The sequence below is a fragment of the Eudoraea sp. genome (assembly GCF_049669105.1).
Classification (GTDB): domain Bacteria; phylum Bacteroidota; class Bacteroidia; order Flavobacteriales; family Flavobacteriaceae; genus Eudoraea.
This window is the reverse complement of sequence record NZ_JBATKE010000047.1, coordinates 1-24,660: the sequence shown is the minus strand read 5'-3', so window position 1 is coordinate 24,660 and position 24,660 is coordinate 1. Positions and strand designations below refer to the sequence as shown.

Annotated in this window: 25 protein-coding genes; 12 read left to right on the top strand and 13 right to left on the bottom strand. The window is 35.9% G+C overall.

What is annotated here, in order from left to right:
- Positions 1-5 precede the first annotated feature (5 nt).
- Positions 6-170 carry an NIPSNAP family protein gene (locus WBM60_RS03540; protein WP_424282766.1) on the top strand — a complete coding sequence of 55 codons (165 nt, stop codon included), beginning with the start codon at positions 6-8 and terminating at the stop codon, positions 168-170.
- Between the two features lie 384 nt (positions 171-554).
- Positions 555-2,219, top strand: a complete 1,665-nt coding sequence (locus WBM60_RS03535) for a hypothetical protein (RefSeq protein ID WP_424282765.1) — start codon at positions 555-557, stop codon at positions 2,217-2,219.
- A 108-nt stretch (positions 2,220-2,327) separates the two neighbouring features.
- Here WBM60_RS03535 and WBM60_RS03530 read toward each other — a convergent pair whose 3' ends face one another.
- A complete protein-coding gene (locus WBM60_RS03530) occupies positions 2,328-3,494 on the bottom strand; it encodes a proline dehydrogenase family protein (protein WP_424282764.1) in 1,167 nt (388 codons plus the stop codon).
- Between the two features lie 138 nt (positions 3,495-3,632).
- Here WBM60_RS03530 and aroB point away from each other — a divergent pair, with 138 nt between their 5' ends.
- Positions 3,633-4,694 (top strand): 3-dehydroquinate synthase, encoded by a 1,062-nt coding sequence (gene aroB, locus WBM60_RS03525; protein WP_424276145.1) that lies wholly within the window; start codon positions 3,633-3,635, stop codon positions 4,692-4,694.
- A gap of 116 nt (positions 4,695-4,810) precedes the next feature.
- Positions 4,811-5,131: a hypothetical protein gene (locus tag WBM60_RS03520; protein WP_424263200.1), complete on the top strand. Its 321-nt coding sequence runs from the start codon at positions 4,811-4,813 to the stop codon at positions 5,129-5,131.
- On the opposite strand, the gene WBM60_RS03515 is transcribed toward WBM60_RS03520, so the two are convergent.
- From WBM60_RS03515 to WBM60_RS03505, 3 genes are all read right to left on the bottom strand, one after another.
- The gene (locus WBM60_RS03515) at positions 5,128-5,649 is read right to left on the bottom strand and encodes a DinB family protein (RefSeq protein ID WP_424263198.1); all 522 of its coding nucleotides are present in this window, start codon (positions 5,647-5,649) and stop codon (positions 5,128-5,130) included. The genes WBM60_RS03520 and WBM60_RS03515 overlap by 4 nt on opposite strands.
- Positions 5,650-5,788: 139 nt before the next feature.
- Positions 5,789-6,268 carry an Lrp/AsnC family transcriptional regulator gene (locus tag WBM60_RS03510; protein WP_424263196.1) on the bottom strand — a complete coding sequence of 160 codons (480 nt, stop codon included), beginning with the start codon at positions 6,266-6,268 and terminating at the stop codon, positions 5,789-5,791.
- Positions 6,269-6,374: 106 nt separating this feature from the next.
- The gene (locus tag WBM60_RS03505; RefSeq protein ID WP_424263194.1) at positions 6,375-7,478 is read right to left on the bottom strand and encodes a M14 family zinc carboxypeptidase; all 1,104 of its coding nucleotides are present in this window, start codon (positions 7,476-7,478) and stop codon (positions 6,375-6,377) included.
- 267 nt (positions 7,479-7,745) lie between these two features.
- On the opposite strand from WBM60_RS03505, the gene WBM60_RS03500 reads away from it, so the two are divergent.
- From WBM60_RS03500 to WBM60_RS03490, 3 genes are all read left to right on the top strand, one after another.
- Positions 7,746-8,114 carry a helix-turn-helix transcriptional regulator gene (locus tag WBM60_RS03500; protein ID WP_424263192.1) on the top strand — a complete coding sequence of 123 codons (369 nt, stop codon included), beginning with the start codon at positions 7,746-7,748 and terminating at the stop codon, positions 8,112-8,114.
- Between the two features lie 68 nt (positions 8,115-8,182).
- Positions 8,183-8,557 carry a DNA topoisomerase IV gene (locus WBM60_RS03495; protein WP_424263190.1) on the top strand — a complete coding sequence of 125 codons (375 nt, stop codon included), beginning with the start codon at positions 8,183-8,185 and terminating at the stop codon, positions 8,555-8,557.
- Positions 8,558-8,559: 2 nt separating this feature from the next.
- Complete coding sequence (locus WBM60_RS03490; protein ID WP_424276146.1) at positions 8,560-9,375, top strand: TerC family protein; 816 nt, start codon at positions 8,560-8,562, stop codon at positions 9,373-9,375.
- 58 nt (positions 9,376-9,433) lie between these two features.
- On the opposite strand, the gene WBM60_RS03485 is transcribed toward WBM60_RS03490, so the two are convergent.
- From WBM60_RS03485 to ychF, 4 genes are all read right to left on the bottom strand, one after another.
- A complete protein-coding gene (locus WBM60_RS03485) occupies positions 9,434-10,360 on the bottom strand; it encodes a sterol desaturase family protein (RefSeq protein WP_424263723.1) in 927 nt (308 codons plus the stop codon).
- A gap of 121 nt (positions 10,361-10,481) precedes the next feature.
- Complete coding sequence (locus WBM60_RS03480; RefSeq protein ID WP_424276147.1) at positions 10,482-13,157, bottom strand: DNA gyrase/topoisomerase IV subunit A; 2,676 nt, start codon at positions 13,155-13,157, stop codon at positions 10,482-10,484.
- Between the two features lie 31 nt (positions 13,158-13,188).
- Complete coding sequence (locus tag WBM60_RS03475) at positions 13,189-15,042, bottom strand: DNA topoisomerase IV subunit B (RefSeq protein WP_424276148.1); 1,854 nt, start codon at positions 15,040-15,042, stop codon at positions 13,189-13,191.
- Positions 15,043-15,190: 148 nt separating this feature from the next.
- Positions 15,191-16,285, bottom strand: coding sequence for a redox-regulated ATPase YchF (gene ychF / locus WBM60_RS03470; RefSeq protein WP_424276149.1), 1,095 nt, complete (start codon positions 16,283-16,285; stop codon positions 15,191-15,193).
- A gap of 104 nt (positions 16,286-16,389) precedes the next feature.
- Here ychF and speB point away from each other — a divergent pair, with 104 nt between their 5' ends.
- The gene (gene speB / locus WBM60_RS03465; protein WP_424279917.1) at positions 16,390-17,178 is read left to right on the top strand and encodes an agmatinase; all 789 of its coding nucleotides are present in this window, start codon (positions 16,390-16,392) and stop codon (positions 17,176-17,178) included.
- A 9-nt stretch (positions 17,179-17,187) separates the two neighbouring features.
- On the opposite strand, the gene WBM60_RS03460 is transcribed toward speB, so the two are convergent.
- Positions 17,188-17,538: a 4Fe-4S dicluster domain-containing protein gene (locus tag WBM60_RS03460; RefSeq protein WP_424276150.1), complete on the bottom strand. Its 351-nt coding sequence runs from the start codon at positions 17,536-17,538 to the stop codon at positions 17,188-17,190.
- 112 nt (positions 17,539-17,650) lie between these two features.
- On the opposite strand from WBM60_RS03460, the gene WBM60_RS03455 reads away from it, so the two are divergent.
- From WBM60_RS03455 to WBM60_RS03445, 3 genes are all read left to right on the top strand, one after another.
- Positions 17,651-18,712, top strand: a complete 1,062-nt coding sequence (locus WBM60_RS03455) for an acyl-CoA reductase (protein WP_424261899.1) — start codon at positions 17,651-17,653, stop codon at positions 18,710-18,712.
- Between the two features lie 76 nt (positions 18,713-18,788).
- Positions 18,789-19,853 (top strand): 3-phosphoserine/phosphohydroxythreonine transaminase, encoded by a 1,065-nt coding sequence (gene serC / locus WBM60_RS03450; RefSeq protein ID WP_424261897.1) that lies wholly within the window; start codon positions 18,789-18,791, stop codon positions 19,851-19,853.
- Between the two features lie 53 nt (positions 19,854-19,906).
- Complete coding sequence (locus WBM60_RS03445) at positions 19,907-20,857, top strand: D-2-hydroxyacid dehydrogenase (RefSeq protein ID WP_424276151.1); 951 nt, start codon at positions 19,907-19,909, stop codon at positions 20,855-20,857.
- 114 nt (positions 20,858-20,971) lie between these two features.
- Here the strand turns inward: WBM60_RS03445 and WBM60_RS03440 are convergent, their stop codons facing one another.
- The 4 genes from WBM60_RS03440 to WBM60_RS03425 form a co-directional block, all read right to left on the bottom strand.
- Complete coding sequence (locus tag WBM60_RS03440) at positions 20,972-21,529, bottom strand: hypothetical protein (RefSeq protein WP_424276152.1); 558 nt, start codon at positions 21,527-21,529, stop codon at positions 20,972-20,974.
- A 92-nt stretch (positions 21,530-21,621) separates the two neighbouring features.
- Positions 21,622-22,455, bottom strand: coding sequence for an ABC transporter permease (locus WBM60_RS03435; RefSeq protein ID WP_424260992.1), 834 nt, complete (start codon positions 22,453-22,455; stop codon positions 21,622-21,624).
- Positions 22,452-23,309 (bottom strand): ATP-binding cassette domain-containing protein, encoded by an 858-nt coding sequence (locus tag WBM60_RS03430; RefSeq protein WP_424260994.1) that lies wholly within the window; start codon positions 23,307-23,309, stop codon positions 22,452-22,454. The genes WBM60_RS03435 and WBM60_RS03430 overlap by 4 nt, the downstream gene beginning before the upstream one ends.
- Positions 23,306-23,848, bottom strand: a complete 543-nt coding sequence (locus WBM60_RS03425; RefSeq protein WP_424260996.1) for a hypothetical protein — start codon at positions 23,846-23,848, stop codon at positions 23,306-23,308. Before WBM60_RS03425 ends, WBM60_RS03430 begins: the two co-directional genes overlap by 4 nt.
- A 148-nt stretch (positions 23,849-23,996) precedes the next feature.
- Here WBM60_RS03425 and WBM60_RS03420 point away from each other — a divergent pair, with 148 nt between their 5' ends.
- A complete protein-coding gene (locus WBM60_RS03420; protein ID WP_424279913.1) occupies positions 23,997-24,629 on the top strand; it encodes a DUF937 domain-containing protein in 633 nt (210 codons plus the stop codon).
- Positions 24,630-24,660 lie beyond the last annotated feature (31 nt).

The following is a 24,660-nucleotide window of genomic DNA, read 5'->3' as shown; positions in this document are numbered from 1 at the left end:
ATCTTATGTATATGACCACTTTTAAAGATCAAGAAACAAGGGATGAACTTTGGAAAGCTTTTTTTGATTCCCCTGAATGGAAAGAATTGCTTACTTATCCTAAATATGAGAATACGGTTTCTCATGCAGATATTCACTTTCTGTATCCGACGGATTACTCCGACTATTAATCTTTAACCCTCTCGTTTGGACAAATTTCAATTTAAATACCGGGTTTAATTTATGAGCTAATCTTCTCGTCGTCTCAACTAATTAAGCATTGCCAAATTTTAATAAATATCAATATTTGTAGTCTTATTCTTACTTATTTTATATTTAGACCAATAAAGGACTGTAATCACATAAAACTAAATAGGAGTTAATCTCGTATATATGGTCAGAAGTATAATAAATTAAGGTGTTTTGGAGTTATTACGTAAGATAAGTCGCAATTAATTGGTCGTTTCTTGCCCGAACACTAGAGAGTGCGTTTTTTATAGTATTCTAAAATTGAAAATTTGATATTGTTAATGGGGCTTAAGGTGAGTGTAATATCACTGTGACAAAATATTTTGATGAAAAATATATTGATTCTTTTTTTATGGTTTTTCTTTAGTCAGCCAAACCATGCGCATGATCGGACTCCTTTAATAGTGTCCCGGATTGATGACCCAATTGAATTGAGTAAGAAAATTATAACTGAGAACACCGACTCCTGGAGCGAAGATGCAAAACGTCGAATACTTGAAACTTATGGATCCGGCAACTTGTCCAATGCGGCAAACAAGAATTATATTCTACTGGAATCACCAACCCTCGTATTTGATTATTTCCAAGGTGGATTTTCCAATTCACAAGAACTGTTAAGTAAAGATCTTTTTCTTAAAATTTTGAATCAGGCTGTCGATTCACCAGAGGTAGTGAGTACAGAAGTAGCCAAAGCAAGCCTGGAGCAAAGCCTGAAAGAATATCTTTTGGCCTATAACATAGCAAAGAAATTTAAAGAATCTAATTCTCTTAGCAACGAAGAAGCTATTAAGTTTTTAGAAAATAGATTTGGATATGAGAAGCTTAGTTTTGCTAAAAATTTAAATAATGCCAGTTCAGAGAATTACAATCAGGTATCAAATAAAAAAAATGCAAAAAAAGTAATTTCAAAAATAAATTTTATAAAAAAGACATATCCAAGTCAAATCCCGTTAATAAATGTTCTTGCAGAATTGGAAGAATTCTATCAGTTATTACAAGAGGCAAATATTGGATTAACTGCATATGTACCATATAACAATTTCAAAAATTCCGTTTATAAGTTAAATAAACAAAGAATAAACGAAAGAATACAATGGCGTTCATCCATAGAAATTACATATCCTACAACTGGAACAGTTTGGATTGCTCCTAGCCCTGTAGAAATAAAATGGACTACATCGAATATGGATGAAAGCAAAACTATAAAGTTCTTTTTAACCAGAGACGATGTGGTAGTGCAAGAACTAGGAGTTTTTAAAAACAATCACTTTGTAAAAGATGTAAAGCTCAGAAAAGGGCTTCCTTCCGGAAATAAGTATAAAATTATGGGTATTGAACTCTTCCCGGTAAATAAATACCATATAGCGAAGTATGCCACTCCCTATTTTACCATAAAAAAAGAAGATAAAATACCTGAAGAAATAATAGTAGATGCCCCTGCTGAAATTGTAGAAGCCCCCGCTATAGTTATAGAGGCACCTATTGAAGTTCAAGAAGTTTCTGTAGAGCCAGTTGAAGAGCCCGCGAAAATAGTTGAGAAACTTGAAGCCCCGGTAAAAAAACCTATAGAGACAATTGCTATAGTAGAGGAAGAAACGAAAGAAATAGCAGTTAAGGAGGAAGTTAAGACACCAAATCGAACGGTTTTTGAAGGAAGAAAAATTTCATATCAAAAAGAAATGATCGTAGAGAACGAGATAATAACTATAAGTCTTTATGACCATGGTAGAGCAGATGGTGACATTGTATCTATATATCTTAATGGTGAGCAAATTGTAGCTAGTCATATTTTAACATATAAGAAGAAAAGTTTTGAGGTAAAATTGAATTTAAACAAATCCAATGATCTATTTCTCTATGCCCATAATCTGGGTAATTATCCTCCAAATACAGTTTCCTTAGAAATAAAAGATGGTTCAAATTCAGAAAATATTGTCCTAAATTCTGACTTATCCAGTTGCGAGGCAGTATTAATAAGTGTAAAACAATAACTCTTTAAGGTAGTACTCCTGCAAGAAGTCTATATAAGAGTTATCGGCCAAAACATCTTAATTTAGCAGCTCCAAAAATCAATAAACTACATAGAATAAATAGTCCGTCTAAATTTTTCTTCGAAGACGTTCTTTTTTTATCAGCTCCAATTCCCTATTTGTTTGTCCGGCTACTGAAGTATTTTCTTCGGCACGTCTTATTAAATAAGGCATTACATCACGTACAGGTCCAAAAGGTAAATACTTTGCAACATTAAAACCCTTTTCTGCCAGATTAAAAGAAATGTGGTCACTCATTCCATATAATTGGCCAAACCAGATACGGGTATCATTATGAGAAATACCTTTTTGATCCATTAATTCAATTAATTTATAAGAACTCAATTCATTATGGGTGCCCGAAAAAAGGGAGATCCTGTCCAGGTGTCCCACTATATAGGCTACTGTTTCATCATAATTAGAATCACTTTCGGATTTGGTAGCACATATGGGGGTCGCATAATTATATTCCAAAGCTCTTTCATTTTCCTTTTCCATATAAGCCCCGCGAACGGTCTTGATTCCTATTTTAAAATCTTCCTTCAGAGCTTTTGCATGAAGCTCTTTAAGGTAATCCATACGATCCCATCGGTAAAGTTGCAGTGTATTAAAAACAATAGCTTTTTCCTTATTGTATTTACGCATCATTTCCTCCACCAATTCATCTGCGGCATCTTGCATCCAGCTTTCCTCGGCATCTATCAAAAGTGGAACATCAAGGTCATATGCTTTTTTACATGTGGTCTCAAAACGACCCACTACCCTATCCCACTCTTCTTGTTCTTTTTTTGACAGAGATTTACCTTCTCCAATTTTATGAAAAAGTGACACTCTGCCATAACCACTAGGCTTAAAAACTGCAAAAGGAATAGCATCCAGTTCCTTTACAAAATCTAGTATCATTAAGGTTTTCTCAAGAGCGGCATCAAGAGGATCTTCTGTATCTTTACCTTCAACAGAATAATCAAGAACAGAACAAACACCTTTACTCCACATTTTATCCACTACGGTCATGCAATCTGCCTCACTTACACCTCCGCAAAAATGATCGAACACAGTTGCCCGAATAAGGCCATCAACCGGTAATCTTGCTTTTAGAGCAAAATTGGTCATTGCTGTACCAATTTTAACAAGCGGTTCATTCGCTATCATCTTAAAAAGAAAATAGGCTCTCTCCAATTCAGAATCGGATTTAAGAGAAAATGCGGTTGAGGTATCTTCAAAAATTCTGTTCATTTTTACGAATTAGTTATCATTTCAAAGATAATAACAGAATTTGTATCCATTTACTAAAAAATTGCCTTTATTTTGTGTTTTGCTTTTAAAAAGGCATTCCTTTAGGATTATCAAGAAAGGTATTATAAACTATAACCCATGGAATCAATCACTTCTTTTTCTGCCCAAATCCATTTTAACTATTTGGGCTATGAGGCTTTCGAATATCATTTAAAAAAATCAAACTATTCTAGTCTTTTTATACTTGTTGATGAAAATACCCGGGAGCATTGTCTGCCTAAATTTTTAGCGAGTGTTGGAGGGAGTTATGACTTCGAGATTATTGAGACAGAATCTGGTGAAATTAACAAAAGTATTACTAGTTGTATAAAAGTTTGGGAAGCGCTTTCACTAAAAGGCGCAGATAGACAGAGTTTGTTAATAAATCTCGGAGGGGGTGTTATTACAGATTTGGGTGGTTTTGTAGCTTCAACATATAGAAGAGGTATAGATTTCATCAATATTCCCACAAGCCTTCTAGCTATGGTAGATGCTTCCGTTGGAGGTAAGACCGGAGTTGATATGGGAATGTTAAAAAATCAGATAGGCGTAATAAACCAGCCTAAAATGGTACTTATTATCCCTAAATTCCTAAACACACTAGATAAGAGGCAATTGAATAGCGGCTTTGCAGAAATGCTAAAACATGGCCTGATTGTTAGTGAACCCTTTTGGAGAGTTCTTAAACAAGTCAATTCTGTTGACCAATTGGAAGATCATATTTACGAATCTATAGTCATAAAAAATGAAATAGTTCGTCAGGATCCGAGGGAGAAAAGTCTTAGAAAAATATTAAATTTTGGTCATACCCTGGGTCACGCTATAGAATCCTATTTTTTGGAGAATGCGGAACGTGAGTCCCTGCTTCACGGTGAGGCAATTGCCATTGGTATGATATTGGAAGCATTCTTATCACATCAACAAACCGGCTTGGGTATAAATCAATTGGAAGATATTAAGATGACAATACTCAGACATTTTGAAAAAGTTGAATTTAACGATGACGACATCCATTCGATAATAGATCTATTGAAATACGATAAGAAGAATTCCCACGGAAGTGTTTTCTTCGTACTTCTAAAAAGGATTGGTGATGCGCAGATTGACAATAGAGTTCCTGATGATATTTTAAGCCAGGCATTTGCATACTACAAAGAATAGCAGCTACATATACTAAAATTGCTATTTTACAACTCTTTGAATTCGCAAAGGAAAAAAAAGTATAGTTTAGGTACAGGATTAAAACAACTGCTACAGTTGTATTCAAATACCTGCTTATGAAACGTATACTTATTGATTACAAAAAATTAAACCACCAAGTGACCGCTCTTCTTATTGAAACCTATCCCGACGGATATGGAGATGAAGATATAATTTCTTTTAGAAATGCTAACGGTGAATTCATTGAAGCCGTAGAATTACAAACTGCGGATACCCTTTATCTTATTAAAATAAGTAAAAGTCTTTCTCATTTCATTGCTAATTTCGATGAAAACATAGACGAAGGGCTTGAAGCAATAAAAGATGAATCTATTGAAGGACCTTCTTTAGAATTTAATATTGAAGAGGAAAATGAGGGCGAAAAAGATTTTGATTAGTCTTTAAGGTAGTGCTCACGTAATACATTTCTATGGTGTTTCTGGTGGCCGCAACAAATGAAACCCAGTGCCGCAACACTCATAGGTGAATCACTGGCAATTCCAACTCTTTTTAATGTCTTATCAGAAAATTTTTCAAAAAGAGCAATAGTAGACTTTCGTATGGCTCTATAATTCTCTATCACTTCTTGCTGATTCCAATTTTCTGCATCAGATTCCATAACAAACTTATCCTGATCGAATCCCGGTAAAGGTGTTTTATCGTTTCTGGCGAAGCGAAGCGCCCTATATTGAAATACGCGTTCCGTATCCAAGACATGGACCAAAACCTGGGCCACTGTCCATTTTCCCTCACTATAGGTATAATGAAATTTATCTTTTATAATACTCGAAATAAATAATGGAAAATTCTCCAATTGCCTTCTTAACATCTCTACTAATTCCACGTCACCCAAAGTAGCAATATACGGTTGGTAAAAGGGATGGTAATCTTCTTTTTTCAGTTCAGAACTCTTCATTTAAGGAAAATAACAATGTTAGTAGTCTTTTTAAAAGTATTTTATATAAGGATAATGATTAATGTGAAGTTAACTGATATCCATTGAAATTTCGGATGATCTGCCAGATCAGCAATCTTAATTTATAAAATGTCTTATTTTATAATTCATTAAAAATGGTGTGCATCAAACGCTTTTTGTCATTAATACTCTCTTCCAGGGAAATCATGGTCTCCGTCCTGCTAATACCATCAATATCATCTATCTTAAAGATGATATTTTTGGCATGGTTAGTATCCTTTGCCCTTATTTTACAAAAGATGTTGAATTTACCAGTAGTAATATGTGCAACGGTAACATTGGGTATTTGATTCAAACGTTCTAAAACAAATTTAGTTTGATGCGTTTTTTCCAGAAAAATGCCCACATAAGCTATGAATGCATAACCCAGTTTTACATAATCCAGTGTAAGTGAAGATCCGCGTATAATTCCGGCTTCCTCCATTTTTTTAACCCTAACATGAACCGTTCCTGCAGATATCAGTAATTTTTTAGCAATATCAGTAAATGGTGTTCTGGTGTTGTCAATTAACATGTCCAGAATTTGATGATCTATTTCGTCTAGTTTTATTTTCCCCATTTTAAGAATAATTTTTACTTGGGGGTAAATTTAAGAATTTAAATGTAATAAATACTAGGTATTTTTGAATTATACGCAAAATATTATCACTTTTTCACGTGATAATTTAAAAAAGGAGTTTATGTAATTTTCTATCCGATTTTAAGAAGTTGAGATCATTTTGATCTTTACAATCAAGATATTTATGTCCAAAGCTATCCCTTAATTCACCAGTGGCTTCAATAAAAGGGTTAAAAATGATAATTTCTTCATTTAATATCTCTTTATAAAGAATGCCAATATTGTGGTCATATTTCTTATTAATAAGATTTGCATTTAAGATTAAGACATCATAATAACGTTTATTATTTTCGGGAATGTCAAAATAAGTATCCAAACTGTATCCTTCAATTTTGCGTTGAGCTATTACCGATATTGCAGTGATTAAGGAGTAAAATATGAACTCCCTTGTTTGCTCTCTTTGGTAATCATCTGGAAAATGACCTGCTTCAAATAATATGGTGGGCGTTCCCAGTAGTTGAAACGCATCTCCAACACAATTAGGGTTAAAGGCATCGTCATATCTTCCAATCTGATCCGGTATAACGGATGACAAAGCTTTGTGTATGGCCGCAATAATTTTCATGCTTTGACCTCGGCTGGCTGAGACGCTACGTTCAATATCATGCGCAGGGGCCAAAAACGACAAAGTAGCTGGTTTCTCAAGACTTCCCACATTAAAAATTGTCCGCTGATCATGGAGATTAAAACAATAATCGGGCTTTATTTCATTATAAAGAACTCGCAGAATTCTGCTTTCTGGTTGACTCAATTCTATTGCGTCTCTATTTAAATCTACGTTATTGGCATTTTCCCTGGTATAGTCCACAGCACCATCAGGATTTAAGACAGGAACAATTGTTAATGTGACTGATGATAAAATTTGATTAACGAGTTCATTGGTCTTATCTAAATAATTAATTAAATCCAGTACTGCTTTTGTGGTGGTGGTCTCATTACCATGCATCTGGGACCACATTAAGATTTTAATTTTACCGCTACCTAATGTTAATTTATGAATGGGACTGTTTTTTACAGATTTCCCTAACTGAGAAACTTTATTCTGAATTGAATTTCTATTTATTACAGATTGCAGTTGCGAACGTCTGATATATCTTCCATGCACCGAAAGCTCTTTTATATCTTGATAATTTAAAGAAGAAAAATTCACAATAGAGTTAATTTATATTACAAATGTAAAGGACAAATCAATTACAAATGTGATTAAATTAGTTACATTTGTAAACAGTATAGGCGATTTTTCGCAGCGTTTTGAGTACCGTTGTAAACAAATTAAGGTTAGTTTATTAAAAATAGCTTAATAAATTGTATTTCAGATATTTAAATGTCTTTAATTCTATTATTTATATAATACTTATTGATTAAAATTAAACACTTATATCCAAAGAAAATAAATATTTAATTAGATTATTGTACAATGGTAAACACAGAAGAATTTGTACGGCGTTTAGAAAAAATATTAAATTATTATGGGCTTTCAGCATCTGCTTTTGCAGATAAGATAGCAGTCCAAAGATCTACCATTTCCCATTTGCTTACAGGCAGGAATAAACCCAGCCTTGAATTCGTACTGAAAGTTGTAAAGTCATTTCCAGAAGTTAACCTTTATTGGCTGCTCAACGGAAAAGGCACATTTCCTGCAGTTCAAAAAGAAACAACGCCACCCTACTCTCCCGAAACAGTATCCTCTACGGAATACCCATCCAATTCGAAATCAATTAAAAAAATAATCATTTTTTATGAAGATGGTAGTTTTGAGGCATTTAATAAAAATAAGGGGCAATAGCAGCATCACTTCAGAAATTCGTATAATACTCCGCCTAGATATCCGTACTATTTTGTTATTTTGCAACTATGAAATGGTCCTTCCTCATAGTTTGTATTTTTCTTATCGCAAACTCGTGTTACCAACCCGAAAGAGACTGCAAAGCTTTTAAATATGGAACTTTTACGTTTACATCAACCATAAATAATGAAGAAAAGACTACCACATTTGTTCGATATAAAAATATTGAGGTTGATTTTTATGAAGGAAAGAGTGACACCTCCTCTGTTAGGTGGATAAATGAATGTGAATATATAGTGAAGAAATTGAACCCCAGGAATATGGCCGAAGAGAAATCAATTCACATGAAAATACGAACCACAACAGATAGCTCTTATACTTTTGAGTACGGTATTGTAGGAGAAACAAATAAATCTGTGGGAACTGCTATAAAAATTAAGTAATAATGTTTGAAATTTTAACTAGTCCCGATGCCTGGGTAGCTCTATTAACCCTAACCTTCTTAGAGATAGTATTAGGTATAGATAATATTGTATTTATATCGATTGCGGCAAACAAGTTGCCTGCAAAGGATCAGCGCAAAGCTACAAATCTGGGATTAATATTGGCTATGCTACAGCGCATCATATTGCTGTTTGCCGTTTCTTTTCTTATTGGTTTAAAGATTCCCTTTTATTATATAGATGCCTCCTGGATCTCTATAGGAATTAGTGGCCAGGCCCTGATCCTGTTTTTTGGAGGTCTTTTCCTATTATATAAAAGTACTTCAGAAATTCATGAAAAGGTGGAGATGCCGGAACATGACGAAGACGCACTAAAATCCAGGAATATTACCACGCTCTCCAAAGCAATTGTGCAAATTGTTATAATTGATTTTATATTTTCCATAGATTCAATATTAACAGCTGTAGGTATGACCAATGGCATTGGTGATAAGCCTATAGATGCCCTGGTCCTAATGGTTATTGCTGTAGTTATTTCTATCATAATCATGATGGTTTTTGCTAATCCTATCCGGGTTTTTATTAATAATCACCCATCCATGCAGATACTCGCTCTTTCGTTTTTAATTCTAATAGGATTTATGCTTATTGCTGAAGCTGCACATTTGAGCCATGCAAGAATATTTGATCAGGAGATTGGAGCTATTCCGAAAGGATATTTATATTTTGCCATTGCCTTCTCTTTATTGGTAGAGTTTTTAAATATGAAGATTCGGAAAAAAAATAATTTAAAAAAGGTTCCGGAAAAGCAAAAATAAAATCCAGGCAGGATTAACCTGTCGCGCTATAGCTTTAAGGGCATTGCTTGACCAATAGCTACACCAATTGTGATTCCCTAAGTTTTTGCTGCTGTTGTTTCACGGTCAATGTACTGCCGTCATGGCTCCATCCGGGTGGTCCAAATATATACATCAAGGCATGGGAAAGCCTTTTCGACTTTTTCACATCCTTCCAGATATCCTTATATTCATGGGTAAGGATCACGAGGGGATTGTAAGAGTTTGGTGAATGAATAACGCCGTATTTGATCTTGGTATCATTATCCAGTTCTTTCCAGGTACCGAAGACCTTGTCAAAAATATTAAGGATTCCCCCATGATTTTTGTCCAGATACTCTACATTTTGAGAATGATGAACCTGATGCATGGTGTGTGTATTAAATATCTTTTCGAGGAATCCCATTTTTGGAACATAGACGGAATGCAATTGAAATTGCCACATAATCTCTATTCCTATACATACGATAACCATTTCCGGGGGAAAACCAATTGCAGGCATCCACATATAGAAAAAGGGTTTGTGGAAAATTGTGAACCATCCATTACGAACCGCAGTACCCAGGTTAAAATTATCAGAAGAATGATGGACGATATGACCTGCCCAAAATAATCTTATTTCATGGTTTGCTCTATGAAAACAATAGTAAGTAAAATCATCGGCCAACATACAAAGTAACCATACATACCATGCGTAACCAAAGGCTTCGTAACCCAATAGGTTTGTTCGCACTCCATTAGTAACAGGGTTAAAAAATTCATAGGATACCTCAAAAAGCGCTATGGCAAAGATGATCTTAAACAACGGTCCTATAATTGCAGCTCCAACACCCATGGCACCGCTGGCGAACAAATCTTTCCAATTATATAATTGTTCGTTTCCATGTGTTTTGCTGTAAATAAGTTCAAAAATAATTAGGGCGATAAAACAGGGGACGCCGTAAATCAGGGGGTTTGTAAAATCCATAAATTTGTTGAAGTTTTCACTTTATTGTTGCAGGAATTGACAAGTATAGCCAAAACAAATACAATTAGCAAGTTAAAATTAGTGTCATTCTCATTATTGCATATGAATATTCTATAATTTGCTAAAAAAGCTTTGTTTGCCCATCACCATCTTCCTTACCAGGATTATCTTTGCTATTGACCTGTTTATTTTCCTTCTTAGATTTTGCAGGTAAATCTTTTGTCTCCGGAATTATATTTTCTTCATCCACCACCTCAATATCCAAGGTGTCATGAACTTCCGGTACTTCATATGGCAAGGGATCCAATGCATTAATCTCGAGGACTTTATCTTTGGTTAATTGATTTCCCATTGCAGAACTACCTTTTACGCTAATAAACTCTTCTATATTGATTGTAAGGTTGTCTTTGCGTTCCATCCCTCTTTTTTTAGAATACACTAATTCCGCCATGGGCCGATAATCTGTAAATACTTTTTCTAGATAGGATTTTGGATGGTCCGTAATTATTTTTTCCTCTTTATCGCAATTTTCCACAAGAAATCGTTTTATGTAAAACAGTTCTTTTTCTCCCTCCCAGTATATCACAGAAACAGGTTTATTGGGCACCCATTTTTCCAAGACAATAATATCATCATCAAAACGCATTGTCAGTTCCGGAATAACTGTTTTCAATAATCCTTTTTGGTTAACAATAAGAAGTCTGTCTTCATTGGTAAAATCTCCCAGGAGTTCCCCCCTGTTATCAACATTCAGCCGCTGAACTGTATCGTCAAACCATAGCTTGCGCGGTTTAAGTGTGGAAAGTCCTTTTTCCTTAAGTTCTACTTTTTTTACAGAATATTTAGTTACGATATTGCCTTTTGAAGCACGACCTTTTATCATCACATCTGCAAAATCCAAGTCCCACTTTAATTTCTTTATGTTGCCTGCTTGCCTAAGAAAAATCGTAACTACTTCTGCTTCCCCATTTGGATTCGCCGAAAAATAACTAATCTCTGAATTGCTTTTACCGGCTGTAAGATCGTAATGTTTATCTCGCGTAATTCCTGTAACATAAAAGCGCTTTACATAGCTCGATCCTCCTCTGCCATCCTTATAAATCATATTGTAAGTTGTCCGCTGGTCTTTCTTCTTAAACACGGCTACATGAATTATGTTTTTACCGATAAATATTTTTGAATCTACCTTGGTTATCATCATATGACCGTTTTTGGTAAATACGATGATATCATCTATATCACTGCAGTCCGTAACATACTCGTCACGCTTTAAAGAAGTTCCAATAAAACCCTCCTCCCTGTTTACATATAGTTTGGTGTTTCTAATGACTACTTTGGTTGCCTCAATATCATCAAAAATTCTAATTTCAGATTTACGCTCTCTGCCTTTACCATATTTACTTTTTAACTCCTTAAAATATGAAATTGCAAAATCTACCAAATTAGCAAGGTGGTCTTTAGTTTGGGCAATTTTATCTTCCAGACTATCAATGTACTGCTGTGCTTTATCCAAATCAAATTTGGATATTCTTTTTATCCTAATTTCCGTAAGCCTTACAATATCTTCTTCTGTCACCCCCCTTTTAAGGTGTTTAATATGTGGCTTTAGTCCTTTATCTATAGCACTTATGACTCCTTCCCATGTTTCTTCTTCTTCTATATCCCTATAGATTCGGTTTTCTATAAATATCCGTTCTAGAGAGGCAAAATGCCATTGTTCCTGGAGTTCTGATAACTGTATCTCCAATTCTGCTTTAAGCATAGCCACAGTATTATCTGTAGAACGTTCAAGCATTTCTGTAACTCCTATAAATAAAGGTTTGTTATCTTCAATAATACAGCCCAAAGGTGAAATTGAAGACTCGCAGGAAGTAAAGGCGTATAGGGCATCAATAGTCTTATCTGGTGAAATACCTCCGGGAAGATGTATCAGTATCTCAACCTGCGCTGCCGTATTATCTTCAATCTTCTTTATCTTAATCTTCCCTTTATCATTTGCTTTCAGGATTGAATCTATTAATGAAGAAGTATTTGTGCCATACGGTATTTCATTAATAACCAGTGTATTTTTATCAAGTTGTGAAATTTTAGCCCTTACCCTTACTTTGCCACCCCTTAATCCATCATTGTAGTTAGTAACATCAATAATACCTGCGGTAGGGAAATCTGGAAACAATTTAAAACGTTGCCCTTTCAAATGTTTAATAGATCCATCAATAATCTCATTAAAATTATGAGGGAGAATCTTAGTAGACAAACCAACTGCAATGCCTTCTGCTCCTTGAGCCAGTAATAAGGGAAATTTAACCGGAAGATTTACAGGTTCTTTCTTTCTTCCATCATAAGATGACTGCCAATCAGTGATTTTTGGACTAAATACTACCTCTAATGCAAATTTGGAAAGTCTGGCTTCAATATATCGGGATGCCGCTGCTCCATCGCCCGTTAAAATATTACCCCAATTCCCTTGAGTATCAATAAGTAGTTCTTTCTGACCAATCTGAACCATGGCATCCGCTATGCTTGCATCGCCATGAGGGTGATATTGCATTGTATGCCCAACTACATTGGCAACCTTATTATACCTTCCATCGTCCAACTCCTTAAGCGCATGCATAATTCTGCGTTGCACGGGCTTAAAACCGTCTTCAATAGCTGGTACCGCCCTTTCTAAAATCACATAAGAAGCATAATCTAAAAACCAATCTTTATACATGCCGGTAACCCGGGTAAGTGCCTCCTGGCCATTACCCTGGTCTTCTTCAGGCACTTCATTTACTTCTTCATTCTCCTCCATAAAGAAAGATAGGTATTATTCTTATTTATAGTTAATTCTCTTCTATTAAGTCAACTTCAACTTTAAGGTTTTCAATAATAAATTCCTGACGGTCCGGAGTATTTTTTCCCATATAAAACTTTAAAAGTTCTTCAATAGATAATGCTTTATCGAGCATAACTGGCTCTAACCGTATGTCATCTCCAATAAAGTGTTTAAACTCATCCGGCGAAATTTCACCCAGTCCTTTAAAACGAGTTATTTCCGGTTTACCTGATAACTTAGTAATCGCCTCCCTCTTTTCGTCCTGACTGTAGCAATAATAGGTTTCCTTTTTATTTCTTACCCTAAATAATGGTGTCTGTAAAATATATAAATGATTCTCTTTTATTAATTCAGGAAAAAATTGAAGAAAAAATGTAATCAGTAATAATCGAATATGCATTCCGTCTACATCGGCATCAGTAGCAATTACAATATTATTATAACGTAAATCCTCCATGGATTCTTCTATATTCAGAGCAGCCTGAAGCAGATTGAATTCTTCATTTTCATACACTATTTTTTTTGACATCCCATAGGAGTTCAATGGCTTACCCCGAAGACTAAATACCGCCTGCGTGTTTACATCTCTCGATTTAGTTATAGAACCAGAAGCTGAATCACCCTCGGTAATAAACAAGGTCGATTCCAGGCGTCTTTCGCTTTTCATATCTCCCAGATGCAACCTGCAATCACGTAATTTCTTGTTATGCAAACTTGCTTTTTTAGCTCTTTCCCGTGCCAGCTTTCGTATTCCCGAAAGTTCTTTTCGTTCGTTCTCAGCCTGAACAATTTTACGTTGAATTTTCTCAGCGGTTTCCGGGTTTTTATGAAGGTAATTATCAAGCTGCTTCCCTATAAAATCGTTGATGTATGTTCTTACCGTTGGGAATTCTCCTCCCATGTCTGTTGAGCCAAGTTTGGTTTTCGTCTGACTTTCAAAAACAGGTTCCATCACTTTGATAGAAATCGCCGAAATTATTGATTTTCGGATATCGGAAGCGTCATAATTCTTACCGTAGTAGTCTCTTATTGTTTTTACAATGGCCTCTCTGAAAGCAGATTGATGGGTACCTCCCTGAGTGGTATGCTGTCCGTTAACAAAAGAGTGGTATTCCTCGCTATACTGTGTTTTACTATGGGTAATAGCTACTTCAATATCCGGCCCTTTCAGGTGAATTATTGGGTACAATAAATCCTCTTTAGTATTGTTATCTTCCAGTAAATCCTTAAGTCCATTTTCGGAAAAGAATTTTTCTCCATTAAAAACAATGGTAAGGCCAGGGTTAAGATATACGTAATTTCTGAGCATGCGTTCTACATACTCATTTCTATATTTGTATTTTTTAAATATAACCTCATCAGGAATAAATGTTATCTTGGTCCCTCTTCTCCTGGAAGTTTCTTCCAAAAGTTCTTCGTTTACTAATTCTCCGGTTTCAAATTCAGCAGATTTGGATTTACCGTCCCTGTTCGATTCTACTTTAAAATATGCAGATAGTGCATTAACAGCCTTTGTCCCAACCCCGTTAAGTCCAACCGATTTTTTAAATGCACGGGTATCATACTTTCCTCCTGTATTCATTTTGGAGACCACATCAACCACCTTACCCAGTGGAATACCCCGGCCATAATCCCTTACGGTTACTTTTTCACCCTGAATAGAAATGTCAATGGATTTTCCGGCGCCCATGACAAATTCATCAATACAATTGTCTATAGTTTCTTTTAGTAAGATATAAATGCCGTCATCAGCAGAAGATCCGTCGCCAAGTTTTCCAATATACATTCCAGGTCGCAGACGGATATGCTCCTTCCAGTCCAGCGATCTTATATTATCTTCGGTATATTGTGATTCTGCCATGATATTTGGGGATTACCCTGCTAATATAAAATTTCGGAGCAGAAATCAAAATGTGCAGTATAGAAAGTAATTAACAATAAAACGCCATGTTTTGTTGATAGCGAGATTATATTACTATTAAAAACAACAATTCCAGGGATATCGCCTCTTAAACATTAAACCTAAAATGCATAATATCACCATCCTTTACTACATAATCTTTTCCTTCCACACGCATTTTCCCGGCTTCCTTTACTTTTGTTTCACTTCCATAGCTAATGTAGTCGTTATATGAAATAACCTCAGCCCGAATAAATCCTTTTTCAAAATCTGTATGGATAACCCCAGCTGCCTGCGGTGCCGTGGAGCCTACCTTTATGGTCCAGGCCCTGACTTCTTTAACTCCTGCTGTAAAATAGGTTTGAAGGTGTAAAAGAGAATAAGCTGCTCTAATCATTTTAGCCGAGCCGGCCTCTGTCAACCCTAAATCTTCTAAAAACATTTGTCGTTCTTCGTAAGTATCTAATTCGGTAATGTCCGCTTCCGTGCCTACAGCCAAAACAATTACTTCTGCCTGTTCATCTGCAACTGCAGCTTTTACCTGTTCTACATATTCATTTCCAGAGACCGCTGATGCTTCATCTACATTGCAGACATAAAGAACCGGTTTGTCTGTAATAAACTGCAGAGGTTTAATAAAATCATTTCGGTCATCATCTTCAAAAGCTAAAGCACGCACAGATTTACCTGTTTCCAATCCTTCTTTTACCGCTTGTAAGACAGTAGCTTCTTTTTGAGCCTCTTTATTACCTGTTCTGGCCGCTCTATTTACCTTGTCTAACTTCTTTTCAACCGTTTCCAGGTCTTTTAGCTGTAATTCCATATCTATGGTCTCTTTATCCCTAATAGGATCTATAGACCCATCTACATGAACTACATTATCATTGTCAAAACAACGTAAAACATGCAAAATAGCATCGGTTTCCCGTATGTTACCCAAAAATTGATTCCCTAAACCCTCTCCTTTGCTTGCTCCTTTAACCAGTCCGGCAATATCTACTATATCTACTGTAGCAGGAATAACCCGTTCAGGGTTAACCAATTCTGCCAATTTTTCGAGCCTTGGATCGGGCACATTAACAACACCAATATTTGGCTCAATCGTGCAAAAGGGAAAATTGGCACTTTGTGCCTTTGCATTGGATAAACAATTAAAAAGAGTTGACTTGCCAACATTCGGGAGCCCTACAATACCTGCTTTCATCTATTCTTTCTTAGAAACATCCTGGCCAGCTACAATCAGCTTGCCATATTTTGGGTGCAAATATAGTTTTTACCTGTATATTTAGAATCATTTAAACTGCCATTATGAAGAAAATTATCCTTCAGGGAATTCTATATGATGAGAAGTCATCCTTTTTAAAAGGCCCTGCACTGGCACCACCCAAAATTAGAAGTTTTTATAAGAGTCCATCTGCTAACTACTTTGCGGAAAACGGTCTGGAAATACTCCCGGAAATTTTCGATGATAAAGGAGACTTTGAAATTAGCACATATTTCGACATTGAAAAATTTACCTCAAAAAACATAAAAAATAATACGTATTTGCTGACTTTGGGAGGCGATCATTCAATTACATACCCTGTTATAAAGTCTTTCAGCAAGGTACATGGACCTATAGATCTGATTCATATCGATGCTCATGCCGACCTATATGACACATTTGAGGGGGACAAATACTCCCACGCCTGCCCATTTGCAAGAATCATGGAAGAAAAATTGGTCAAGAGATTGATGCAAATTGGCATAAGGACACTTTCAAAGCATCAGCGCGAACAGTCAGAGAAATATGGTGTTGAAACTTTTGAAATGAATCAAATGCGCGAATTACCATCTTTAAAACTTAGAAATCCGGTTTATATCTCCTTGGATATGGATGCTTTGGATCCTGCCTATGCCCCGGGTGTTTCGCATCACGAACCAGGGGGCTTGAGTACCCGGGAGGTATTAACTATTATTCAGGCAATAGATGTTCCTATACTGGGAGCCGATATTGTGGAATACAATCCAACCCGCGACATAAACAATATGACAGGTATGGTCTGCGCAAAATTATTTAAGGAAATAGCTTCGAAAATGATCGAGAACAACCCATAGAATACTCATCTATTCCGGGTGCATAAATCGTTGCTTGGCCAGTAATTCCTCCTCCGTTTCTACTCTATTTTCATCCGGAACACAACAGTCTACCGGGCAAACTGCAGCGCATTGAGGTTCTTCATGGAATCCCATGCACTCCGTACATTTGTCTGGTGCTATATAGTAGATCTCATCACTTATTGGCTCCTGTACTTCATCAGCGTTCACAACCTTCCCATCTGGTAATACAACCTCACCTTTAAGAGAGGTTCCATCGTTATACCGCCATTCATCTGCGCCTTCATATATAGCGGTATTTGGGCATTCGGGTTCGCAGGCCCCGCAGTTAATACATTCGTCTGTTATAATAATAGCCATAATTTTCTTTTTCTTTTAATAAGCAATATACTTGCCCTGATTGTTGCTACAATGTCCCAGCATGCATATTTTTGCGCAAAGGTAAATCCTTAAACACTATTGCACAAATATAATGGCCACACTGGAGCAACGATTTAACGCTTTTATCAAACTTGGAGAATTTTTTAGAAATTTTACCAAAACTTCATCAGATAATTTAAGTCCGGTAGATGACGATAATGAATGGTATCAAAAATTTGAGAGTGCCATTACTTTAGCTGGCCATAAAAATGGTTGGTTCACAAAACAACAGGTCATGTTCGCTATAGGTGCCTGGGCGGAGCAGCTTAACGAAAAAAACCTGAATGAATGGCTATTGCCGTATCCTCTAGAGAATAATACGCACAAAATTGTTGCTATAATAATGGCAGGGAATATTCCCCTGGTAGGGTTTCATGATTTTGTTGCTACCCTTATAAGTGGGAACCAGGTTTTGGCAAAATGCTCCTCTAATGATAATATACTCTTACCCTTTATTGCCAATTATTTAATACATATTGAGCCTGGGCTGGCTTCTGAAATAGAGTTTAGCGAGGGAAGATTAACGAAATTTGACGTTGTTATAGCAACCGGAAGTAATAATACGGCTCGTTATTTTGCACATTACTTTGGCAATAAACCCAATATCATACGAAAAAACAGAAACTCCATTGCCATACTATCAGGAGAGGAAACTAAAGAACAACTTAATGAGCTAGGCGAGGACATATTTCGATATTACGGATTAGGGTGCCGAAATGTTTCTAAATTATTTGTTCCGAAGGAATATAGTTTCGATGATTTTTTTAAGAGCATCAATACGTATCAAAGTTTAATTGACCAGAATAAGTACGCGAATAATTATGATTATAATAAGGCCGTTTATTTGATGAGTGAATTCCAATTTCTGGATAATGGTTTTTTCTTATTAAAAGAAGATGTGGGATATGCCTCACCTATAGGTACGGCATTTTACGAGAGATATACCACCACTGAGGAGTTAAGAAAAAAGCTTCTCAGGGATTCTGATCAGATCCAATGTATTGTTGGAGGTGATATAATTGAAAATTCGCTGCCGTTTGGTAAAACCCAAAAACCAGACTTATGGGATTATGCTGATGGAATAGACACTGTTGAATTCCTGTTAAAAACATAATGGAAATAATCTATATTACTGATTAGTTTTTCGGTATTATTTATGACCTTTAGATCCTCAAAAAAATAAGTTAAAGATGAAAAAACATAATTTTAGTGCAGGCCCATGCATATTGCCAAAAGAAGTGATGCAAAAGGCGTCAGAAGCAGTAGTTGAATTAGATGGCATCGGTCTTTCTCTTATTGAAATTTCACATCGCAGTAAAGAATTCGTTGCGGTTATGGAAAAAGCAAGGTCTTTAGCTCTTGAACTTTTGGGGCTTGAAGGAAAAGGATATAAGGCTTTATATCTCCAGGGAGGTGCAAGTCTGGAGTTTCTTATGGTCGCTTATAACTTTTTAGAAAACAAAGCTGGTTATATCAATACCGGCACCTGGAGTACTAAAGCAATCAAAGAGGCAAAACTATTTGGTGATGTTATTGAAGTTGCTTCTTCCAAAGACAAGAATTTCAACTATATCCCCAGAGGTTATGTGGTTCCTAATGACCTGGATTATCTTCACCTAACTTCTAATAATACCATCTTCGGGACTCAGATAAAGGAATTTCCTAACACCAAAGTTCCATTAATTTGCGATATGAGTTCGGATATTTTCTCAAGACAAATGGATTTTTCCAAATTTGATCTTATCTATGCCGGAGCGCAAAAAAATATGGGTCCGGCAGGCACAACACTTGTCATTATTAAGGATGATATACTTGGACAAGTATCCAGGCAAATTCCTTCCATGCTGGATTATCAGGTTCATTTAAGTAAGGATAGTATGTATAATACTCCTTCAGTTTTTGCAGTATATGTATCGATGCTTACTCTTCAATGGTTGAAAGATTTGGGCGGAATAGCAGCAATTGAAGAAATCAATGATAAAAAGGCCAGCCTCATTTACTCTGAGATTGACCTTAATCCTCTATTTAATGGATTTGCGAAAAAAGAAGATCGCTCAAATATGAATGCCACATTTACATTAACTGATGAATCACTTAAAGATACCTTTGACGAAATGTGGAAAGAAGCAGGAATTAATGGATTAAACGGTCATAGATCCGTAGGAGGCTATCGGGCGTCCATGTACAATGCCCTTCCATTGGAAAGTGTAGGTGTTTTAGTGGATATAATGAGTGATCTGGAAAGAAGGGGTTAATTACTTTATCAAAGAAGCAAATAAATTTAAAGTTAAACTTAGAACATCAAAAGATGAAAATACTTGCTAACGACGGTATATCAGAAAATGGAATTTCAGCATTAGAAAAAGCGGGGTTCGAAGTAATTACAACCACTGTTGCCCAGGAACAACTAGTAGACTATATCAATGAAAATAAAATTATAGGCATCTTAGTCAGAAGTGCTACACAAGTTCGTAAGGATATTATTGATAATTGTCCTTCTCTGAAGCTTATTGGCAGAGGCGGTGTGGGTATGGATAATATCGACGTAGCTTATGCAAAGGAAAAAGGGCTCCATGTCATTAATACTCCGGCCGCTTCATCTGAATCTGTAGCTGAATTAGTTTTTGCTCATTTGTTTGGTGGGGTTAGGTTTCTATATGATGCTAATAGAAATATGCCTCTTGAAGGGGACAGCAATTTTAAAAAATTAAAAAAATCCTATGCCAAAGGCGTTGAGTTACGTGGTAAAACCCTTGGTGTAATTGGATTTGGGAGAATAGGACAGGCAACTGCCAAAATTGCAATTGGGATAGGCATGAATGTTATATTTCACGACCCGTTTTTAGATTCGGCAACGATTAAAGTACCCTTCTTTGATGGACAGTCGGTCAGTTTTACTTTTGAAAGCAGATCCAAGGCAGAAGTGCTGAGAGATTCCGATTTTATTACGGTACATGTGCCGGCTCAAAAGGAATACGTAATAGGTAAAAAAGAATTTGACATTATGAAAAACGGGGTTGGCATCGTGAATGCCGCGAGAGGTGGTGTAATTGATGAGGTTGCTCTTATTGAAGCTTTGGAGAGTGGAAAAATTGCTTTTGCCGGCCTGGACACTTTTGAATCTGAACCCACTCCGGAACTAAAGATTCTAATGCATTCAAAGATTTCATTAACTCCGCATATAGGGGCCGCAACGGCAGAAGCACAGGACCGTATTGGCCTGGAATTGGCAAATCAAATTATTACACTTTTAAAATAAGCCGAAGCAATTTATAAAAATCTTAGGTCGAGGTAGTAAATGAATTTTTGGTCCTTTAAGAACATAGGCTTTTCAGGCATGTTCTTAAAATTAGATATTGGATTTTTCAAAAGCTTATTTCACAATTTTAATATCTGATAGTGTTATAAAGATCTTACCGGTTTTGGATCCTTCCTGCTTGAGGGCTTTGCGATCAACTTCAGTTTCTTTTCCCAGAAAACGCAAAGGTATTTTTACACTATTGACAGCAAATTCAACCTCAATTTTCATCGGAAGAATATCCCCATAATTTTTATAGTCCAAATAAGTAGTAAAAACGCCTTCCATTTTAGTGCTTATTTCTGATTTCACTATTCTATTTGCCTTTGTATCCATAAAAATTGTCGCTATAGAGAAGTCAGATTTTGAAGAGGTGGGAATTAGATTAATAACCTTGCATAAAACTCCTTTGCGGTTGGCTTCTCCCCTATTTACGGTTATAAATGGATACTTAAAGATTTCATTTAAGGTAAGGTCCAAGCCTCGTTTGGGAAGCATAATAAAATCCTCAGAGGTAACCTTAGTAGTTTCTCCTTGTTTATATGTCACTTTCCCATACTTGGATGGCATATTAATAAAACTGATGTCTACATCCAGTTTTATTTGTGCATCATAAGACTTAATTGAATCCATACGTTTTTTTATTTGAAGGAGATCATTATCAATCTCCTGCGCACAAACAGGATTCAGGCCTATTAAAAATATCGATAAAAAAAATAATCCTTTCATCCCTGAATGTCCCTTCGTTTAAAAATTAGTACGCCAATGATCATAACAAGTATGGAATATCCCAACAACATAAAATTTTTAAAGTAAATAGTAGAATACGGTATTTCATAATAGAAAAAATACTGCCAGCTATCTGTTAACTTAGAAAAAAATAACTCATTGATGACTTCATTTCTAAAGTCGATTTTTAACAACAGATTGCTGCATATCAAAAAAATAGCCGATACAATCCAGGTTTTTGTCGCATCCTTTAAAATAACAGCCAGCGTTAAACTAACCACCGAAAAGAATACCATAGTAATTGAGCCCGACAAAAATGCATATATCAGTCTGTAAAAAGCATCGTCTGATTTAAAAAAATTCAATCCGTCTAAATACACGACCAAATCCCCGTATCCAAAAATCCAATAGGAAATAAAAAAGGTGGTTACTGCCAAAATAAGGACAATTAAAAGCGTAAATGCTATGGAAACGATATATTTACTCAATATAAAATATAATTTACTTACGGGTTGAAGCATAACCGTCTCCAAGGTCTTGTCTTTATATTCGGAAGTTAAAAACCCCGAAATAATAATCATTAGAATTAAGGGGATATGAAACCACAACGAATTCAGGATCAAGTAAATAATTAAGTTCCCATTCAAAAGATTACCTCTGAATTCAAAAGAATCTTTCAGATTGTCTAACAAAAGGTCTATTATTCCCGCGCCCTGATAATAGGCACTCATAAATACAAATCCTTCAATAATAAGGATGGCGGCCAGGGCATAAAGTGTTTTGCTCTGTTTGCTGATTTTATAAATTTCCGAACGGATCAATGATATCATACTGGTTCCCTTCCAAATAGGGCTTTTAAATCTGTTTGTGGTATACAGGCGGTGATTTCTACACCCTCTTCCGCTAATTTATGCAGAACCTCAGAAATGCTCATACTTTTAGGCGAAACTAGGGCAGATTTATTTAAAAAAACAGCACTAACACCTTTTAACACCTCCGACATTTCCAGATTCTTTCCAGAAATTTTAAAGGTGGTAACATTTTCCTTAATCAGCTGGGTAGTTGATCCAGATTTAATTATTTCTCCATCATTAAGAACATAAAGTGTATCGCACAGACCTGTTAATTCACTGACAATATGAGATGAGATTATAACCGTTATGTGATGCTGGCTGCTTAGTTTTTTAATCAACTCGTGTAGTGCAAAAATTCCCATAGGATCCAAACCGGAAAAAGGTTCATCTAATACAATACATTCAGGATTATTCAACAAAGCGATGGCCAGACCAAGGCGCTGCTTCATCCCCAGGGAATAATTTCTTATTACGTCTTTCCGCGTTGGTGAAAGACCCACCTGCTCCATGGATTGGTAAAACAATTCTTTGGTAAGTTTCAAACCCTGAATTTGGGCAAAAACTTTTAAATTTCCGAAAGCAGATAGATATCCGTACAAGGCTGGCTTTTCTACAATACCACCAATGGGTTTAATTCCTTGTGAATTTATTTCTATACTACCGCTGTCTTGTTTAATGAGACCTAACAGTATCCTAAATAAGGTAGTCTTCCCTGCGCCATTTGCCCCGATAAGCCCGTAGATTTTGCCCCTGTGACATTCTATAGTCACATTTTTCAGAACTTTAAGCGAACCATAGGACTTGAAAATATTCCTGGCTTCAAGTATCATATTGCTCTTTCCAGATATGGGCTCCTGTAGTCAAATTTAGGCTCATAAACCTTTTCAAGAAATGTTCTTTCCCAAAAGTAGTTTCGAAACAAAAATAACGGGTCATGAATCATAAAATAAGGCAAATAATGAAACCATTTTATTCCCCTGGAGTGATAATAGTTCAATATTTCATCTTTATATCCCAATTCTTCTGCAGCAACTATTGCGGCATTGCGCTGACATTTTGAACCAACATACATGTCGGCAATCCTGGAATTAAATCCATGAATAAAAAAAAGGTCTTTAGCCCTTTTATAATTCTGAAATCTCGACCATCCGTCCATAATTACCAGGAAGATATGAACAAAAGAAAAGAGAAAACAACCAAACCAAAGCGCTACCCAAAAGAGGGAAAATTGTTTCAAAGAAGCCTGAAATTGACCCCAGTAGAACCACGATTCCAACAAGAACAGTATCAAAGACCAATACAACAGTTTTCCTACTTGTAAATAAGAAACTATGGGATGTGGTTGGCGAGGAAGTTCTAAAAAATTCATACTCAAAGATAAAAGGATAATTAAAAAAGGAGCAATTTACTTTAATTACGAGCTTATCCAAAGTAATTTTTGCCTTTTTTAGGGTACTGTTCTTATAAAATAATTACTTTTCGTACATTTCCATGGTATAAAACTAAACACTAAGTTAATGGAAGGATTATTAGATTTATTAAACAGTCCCATTGGGAAACAGGTAATAAGCGGAGTTGCAGGCCAAACAGGGCAAGCTGAAAACAAAACAGCTGATGTACTGAGTATGGCTATGCCCTTACTATTAGGGGCAATGAAAAAAAATGTAGCCACACCTGAAGGTGCACAAGGTTTGATGAATGCTTTATCTTCTAAACATAATGGAAGTATTCTTGATGATCTTGGAGGCCTTTTTGGGGGCGGTGTAGATCAATCAGTTATGGACGATGGAGCTGGTATATTAGGTCATGTCTTTGGTGGCAAACAGGCAAATGTTGAGAACGCTTTAAGCCAGCGATCAGGAATAGATGCAGGATCTATTGCTAATATTCTCAAAATTGCGGCTCCTCTGGTTATGGGTATTTTAGCAAAACAAACTGCTGAAAATAAAGTCACTGATGCGAGTGGAATGAATACGCTGCTAGGTAGCATGTTGGGTGGACAACCAGAACAAAACCAAAGTCTTCTTACTACCCTTCTGGATGCAGATGGAGATGGCAGTATACTTGATGATGTAGCAGGAATGGTTATGGGTGATTCTAAAAAGAAAGGTGGTATCGGGGGCTTATTGGGTGGCCTCTTTGGTAAATAAATTCAAAGCTTTTTCAAATAAATTAACAAAA

Coding starts and splice junctions, on each gene's coding strand:
- WBM60_RS03540 (WP_424282766.1), top strand. CDS start 6: ATGTATATGACCACTTTTAAAGATCAAGAAACAAGGGATGAACTTTGG.
- WBM60_RS03535 (WP_424282765.1), top strand. CDS start 555: ATGAAAAATATATTGATTCTTTTTTTATGGTTTTTCTTTAGTCAGCCA.
- WBM60_RS03530 (WP_424282764.1), bottom strand. CDS start 3,494: ATGAACAGAATTTTTGAAGATACCTCAACCGCATTTTCTCTTAAATCC.
- aroB (WP_424276145.1), top strand. CDS start 3,633: ATGGAATCAATCACTTCTTTTTCTGCCCAAATCCATTTTAACTATTTG.
- WBM60_RS03520 (WP_424263200.1), top strand. CDS start 4,811: ATGAAACGTATACTTATTGATTACAAAAAATTAAACCACCAAGTGACC.
- WBM60_RS03515 (WP_424263198.1), bottom strand. CDS start 5,649: ATGAAGAGTTCTGAACTGAAAAAAGAAGATTACCATCCCTTTTACCAA.
- WBM60_RS03510 (WP_424263196.1), bottom strand. CDS start 6,268: ATGGGGAAAATAAAACTAGACGAAATAGATCATCAAATTCTGGACATG.
- WBM60_RS03500 (WP_424263192.1), top strand. CDS start 7,746: ATGGTAAACACAGAAGAATTTGTACGGCGTTTAGAAAAAATATTAAAT.
- WBM60_RS03495 (WP_424263190.1), top strand. CDS start 8,183: ATGAAATGGTCCTTCCTCATAGTTTGTATTTTTCTTATCGCAAACTCG.
- WBM60_RS03490 (WP_424276146.1), top strand. CDS start 8,560: ATGTTTGAAATTTTAACTAGTCCCGATGCCTGGGTAGCTCTATTAACC.
- WBM60_RS03485 (WP_424263723.1), bottom strand. CDS start 10,360: ATGGATTTTACAAACCCCCTGATTTACGGCGTCCCCTGTTTTATCGCC.
- WBM60_RS03480 (WP_424276147.1), bottom strand. CDS start 13,157: ATGGAGGAGAATGAAGAAGTAAATGAAGTGCCTGAAGAAGACCAGGGT.
- WBM60_RS03475 (WP_424276148.1), bottom strand. CDS start 15,042: ATGGCAGAATCACAATATACCGAAGATAATATAAGATCGCTGGACTGG.
- ychF (WP_424276149.1), bottom strand. CDS start 16,285: ATGAAAGCAGGTATTGTAGGGCTCCCGAATGTTGGCAAGTCAACTCTT.
- speB (WP_424279917.1), top strand. CDS start 16,390: ATGAAGAAAATTATCCTTCAGGGAATTCTATATGATGAGAAGTCATCC.
- WBM60_RS03460 (WP_424276150.1), bottom strand. CDS start 17,538: ATGGCTATTATTATAACAGACGAATGTATTAACTGCGGGGCCTGCGAA.
- WBM60_RS03455 (WP_424261899.1), top strand. CDS start 17,651: ATGGCCACACTGGAGCAACGATTTAACGCTTTTATCAAACTTGGAGAA.
- serC (WP_424261897.1), top strand. CDS start 18,789: ATGAAAAAACATAATTTTAGTGCAGGCCCATGCATATTGCCAAAAGAA.
- WBM60_RS03445 (WP_424276151.1), top strand. CDS start 19,907: ATGAAAATACTTGCTAACGACGGTATATCAGAAAATGGAATTTCAGCA.
- WBM60_RS03440 (WP_424276152.1), bottom strand. CDS start 21,529: ATGGATTCAATTAAGTCTTATGATGCACAAATAAAACTGGATGTAGAC.
- WBM60_RS03435 (WP_424260992.1), bottom strand. CDS start 22,455: ATGATATCATTGATCCGTTCGGAAATTTATAAAATCAGCAAACAGAGC.
- WBM60_RS03430 (WP_424260994.1), bottom strand. CDS start 23,309: ATGATACTTGAAGCCAGGAATATTTTCAAGTCCTATGGTTCGCTTAAA.
- WBM60_RS03425 (WP_424260996.1), bottom strand. CDS start 23,848: ATGAATTTTTTAGAACTTCCTCGCCAACCACATCCCATAGTTTCTTAT.
- WBM60_RS03420 (WP_424279913.1), top strand. CDS start 23,997: ATGGAAGGATTATTAGATTTATTAAACAGTCCCATTGGGAAACAGGTA.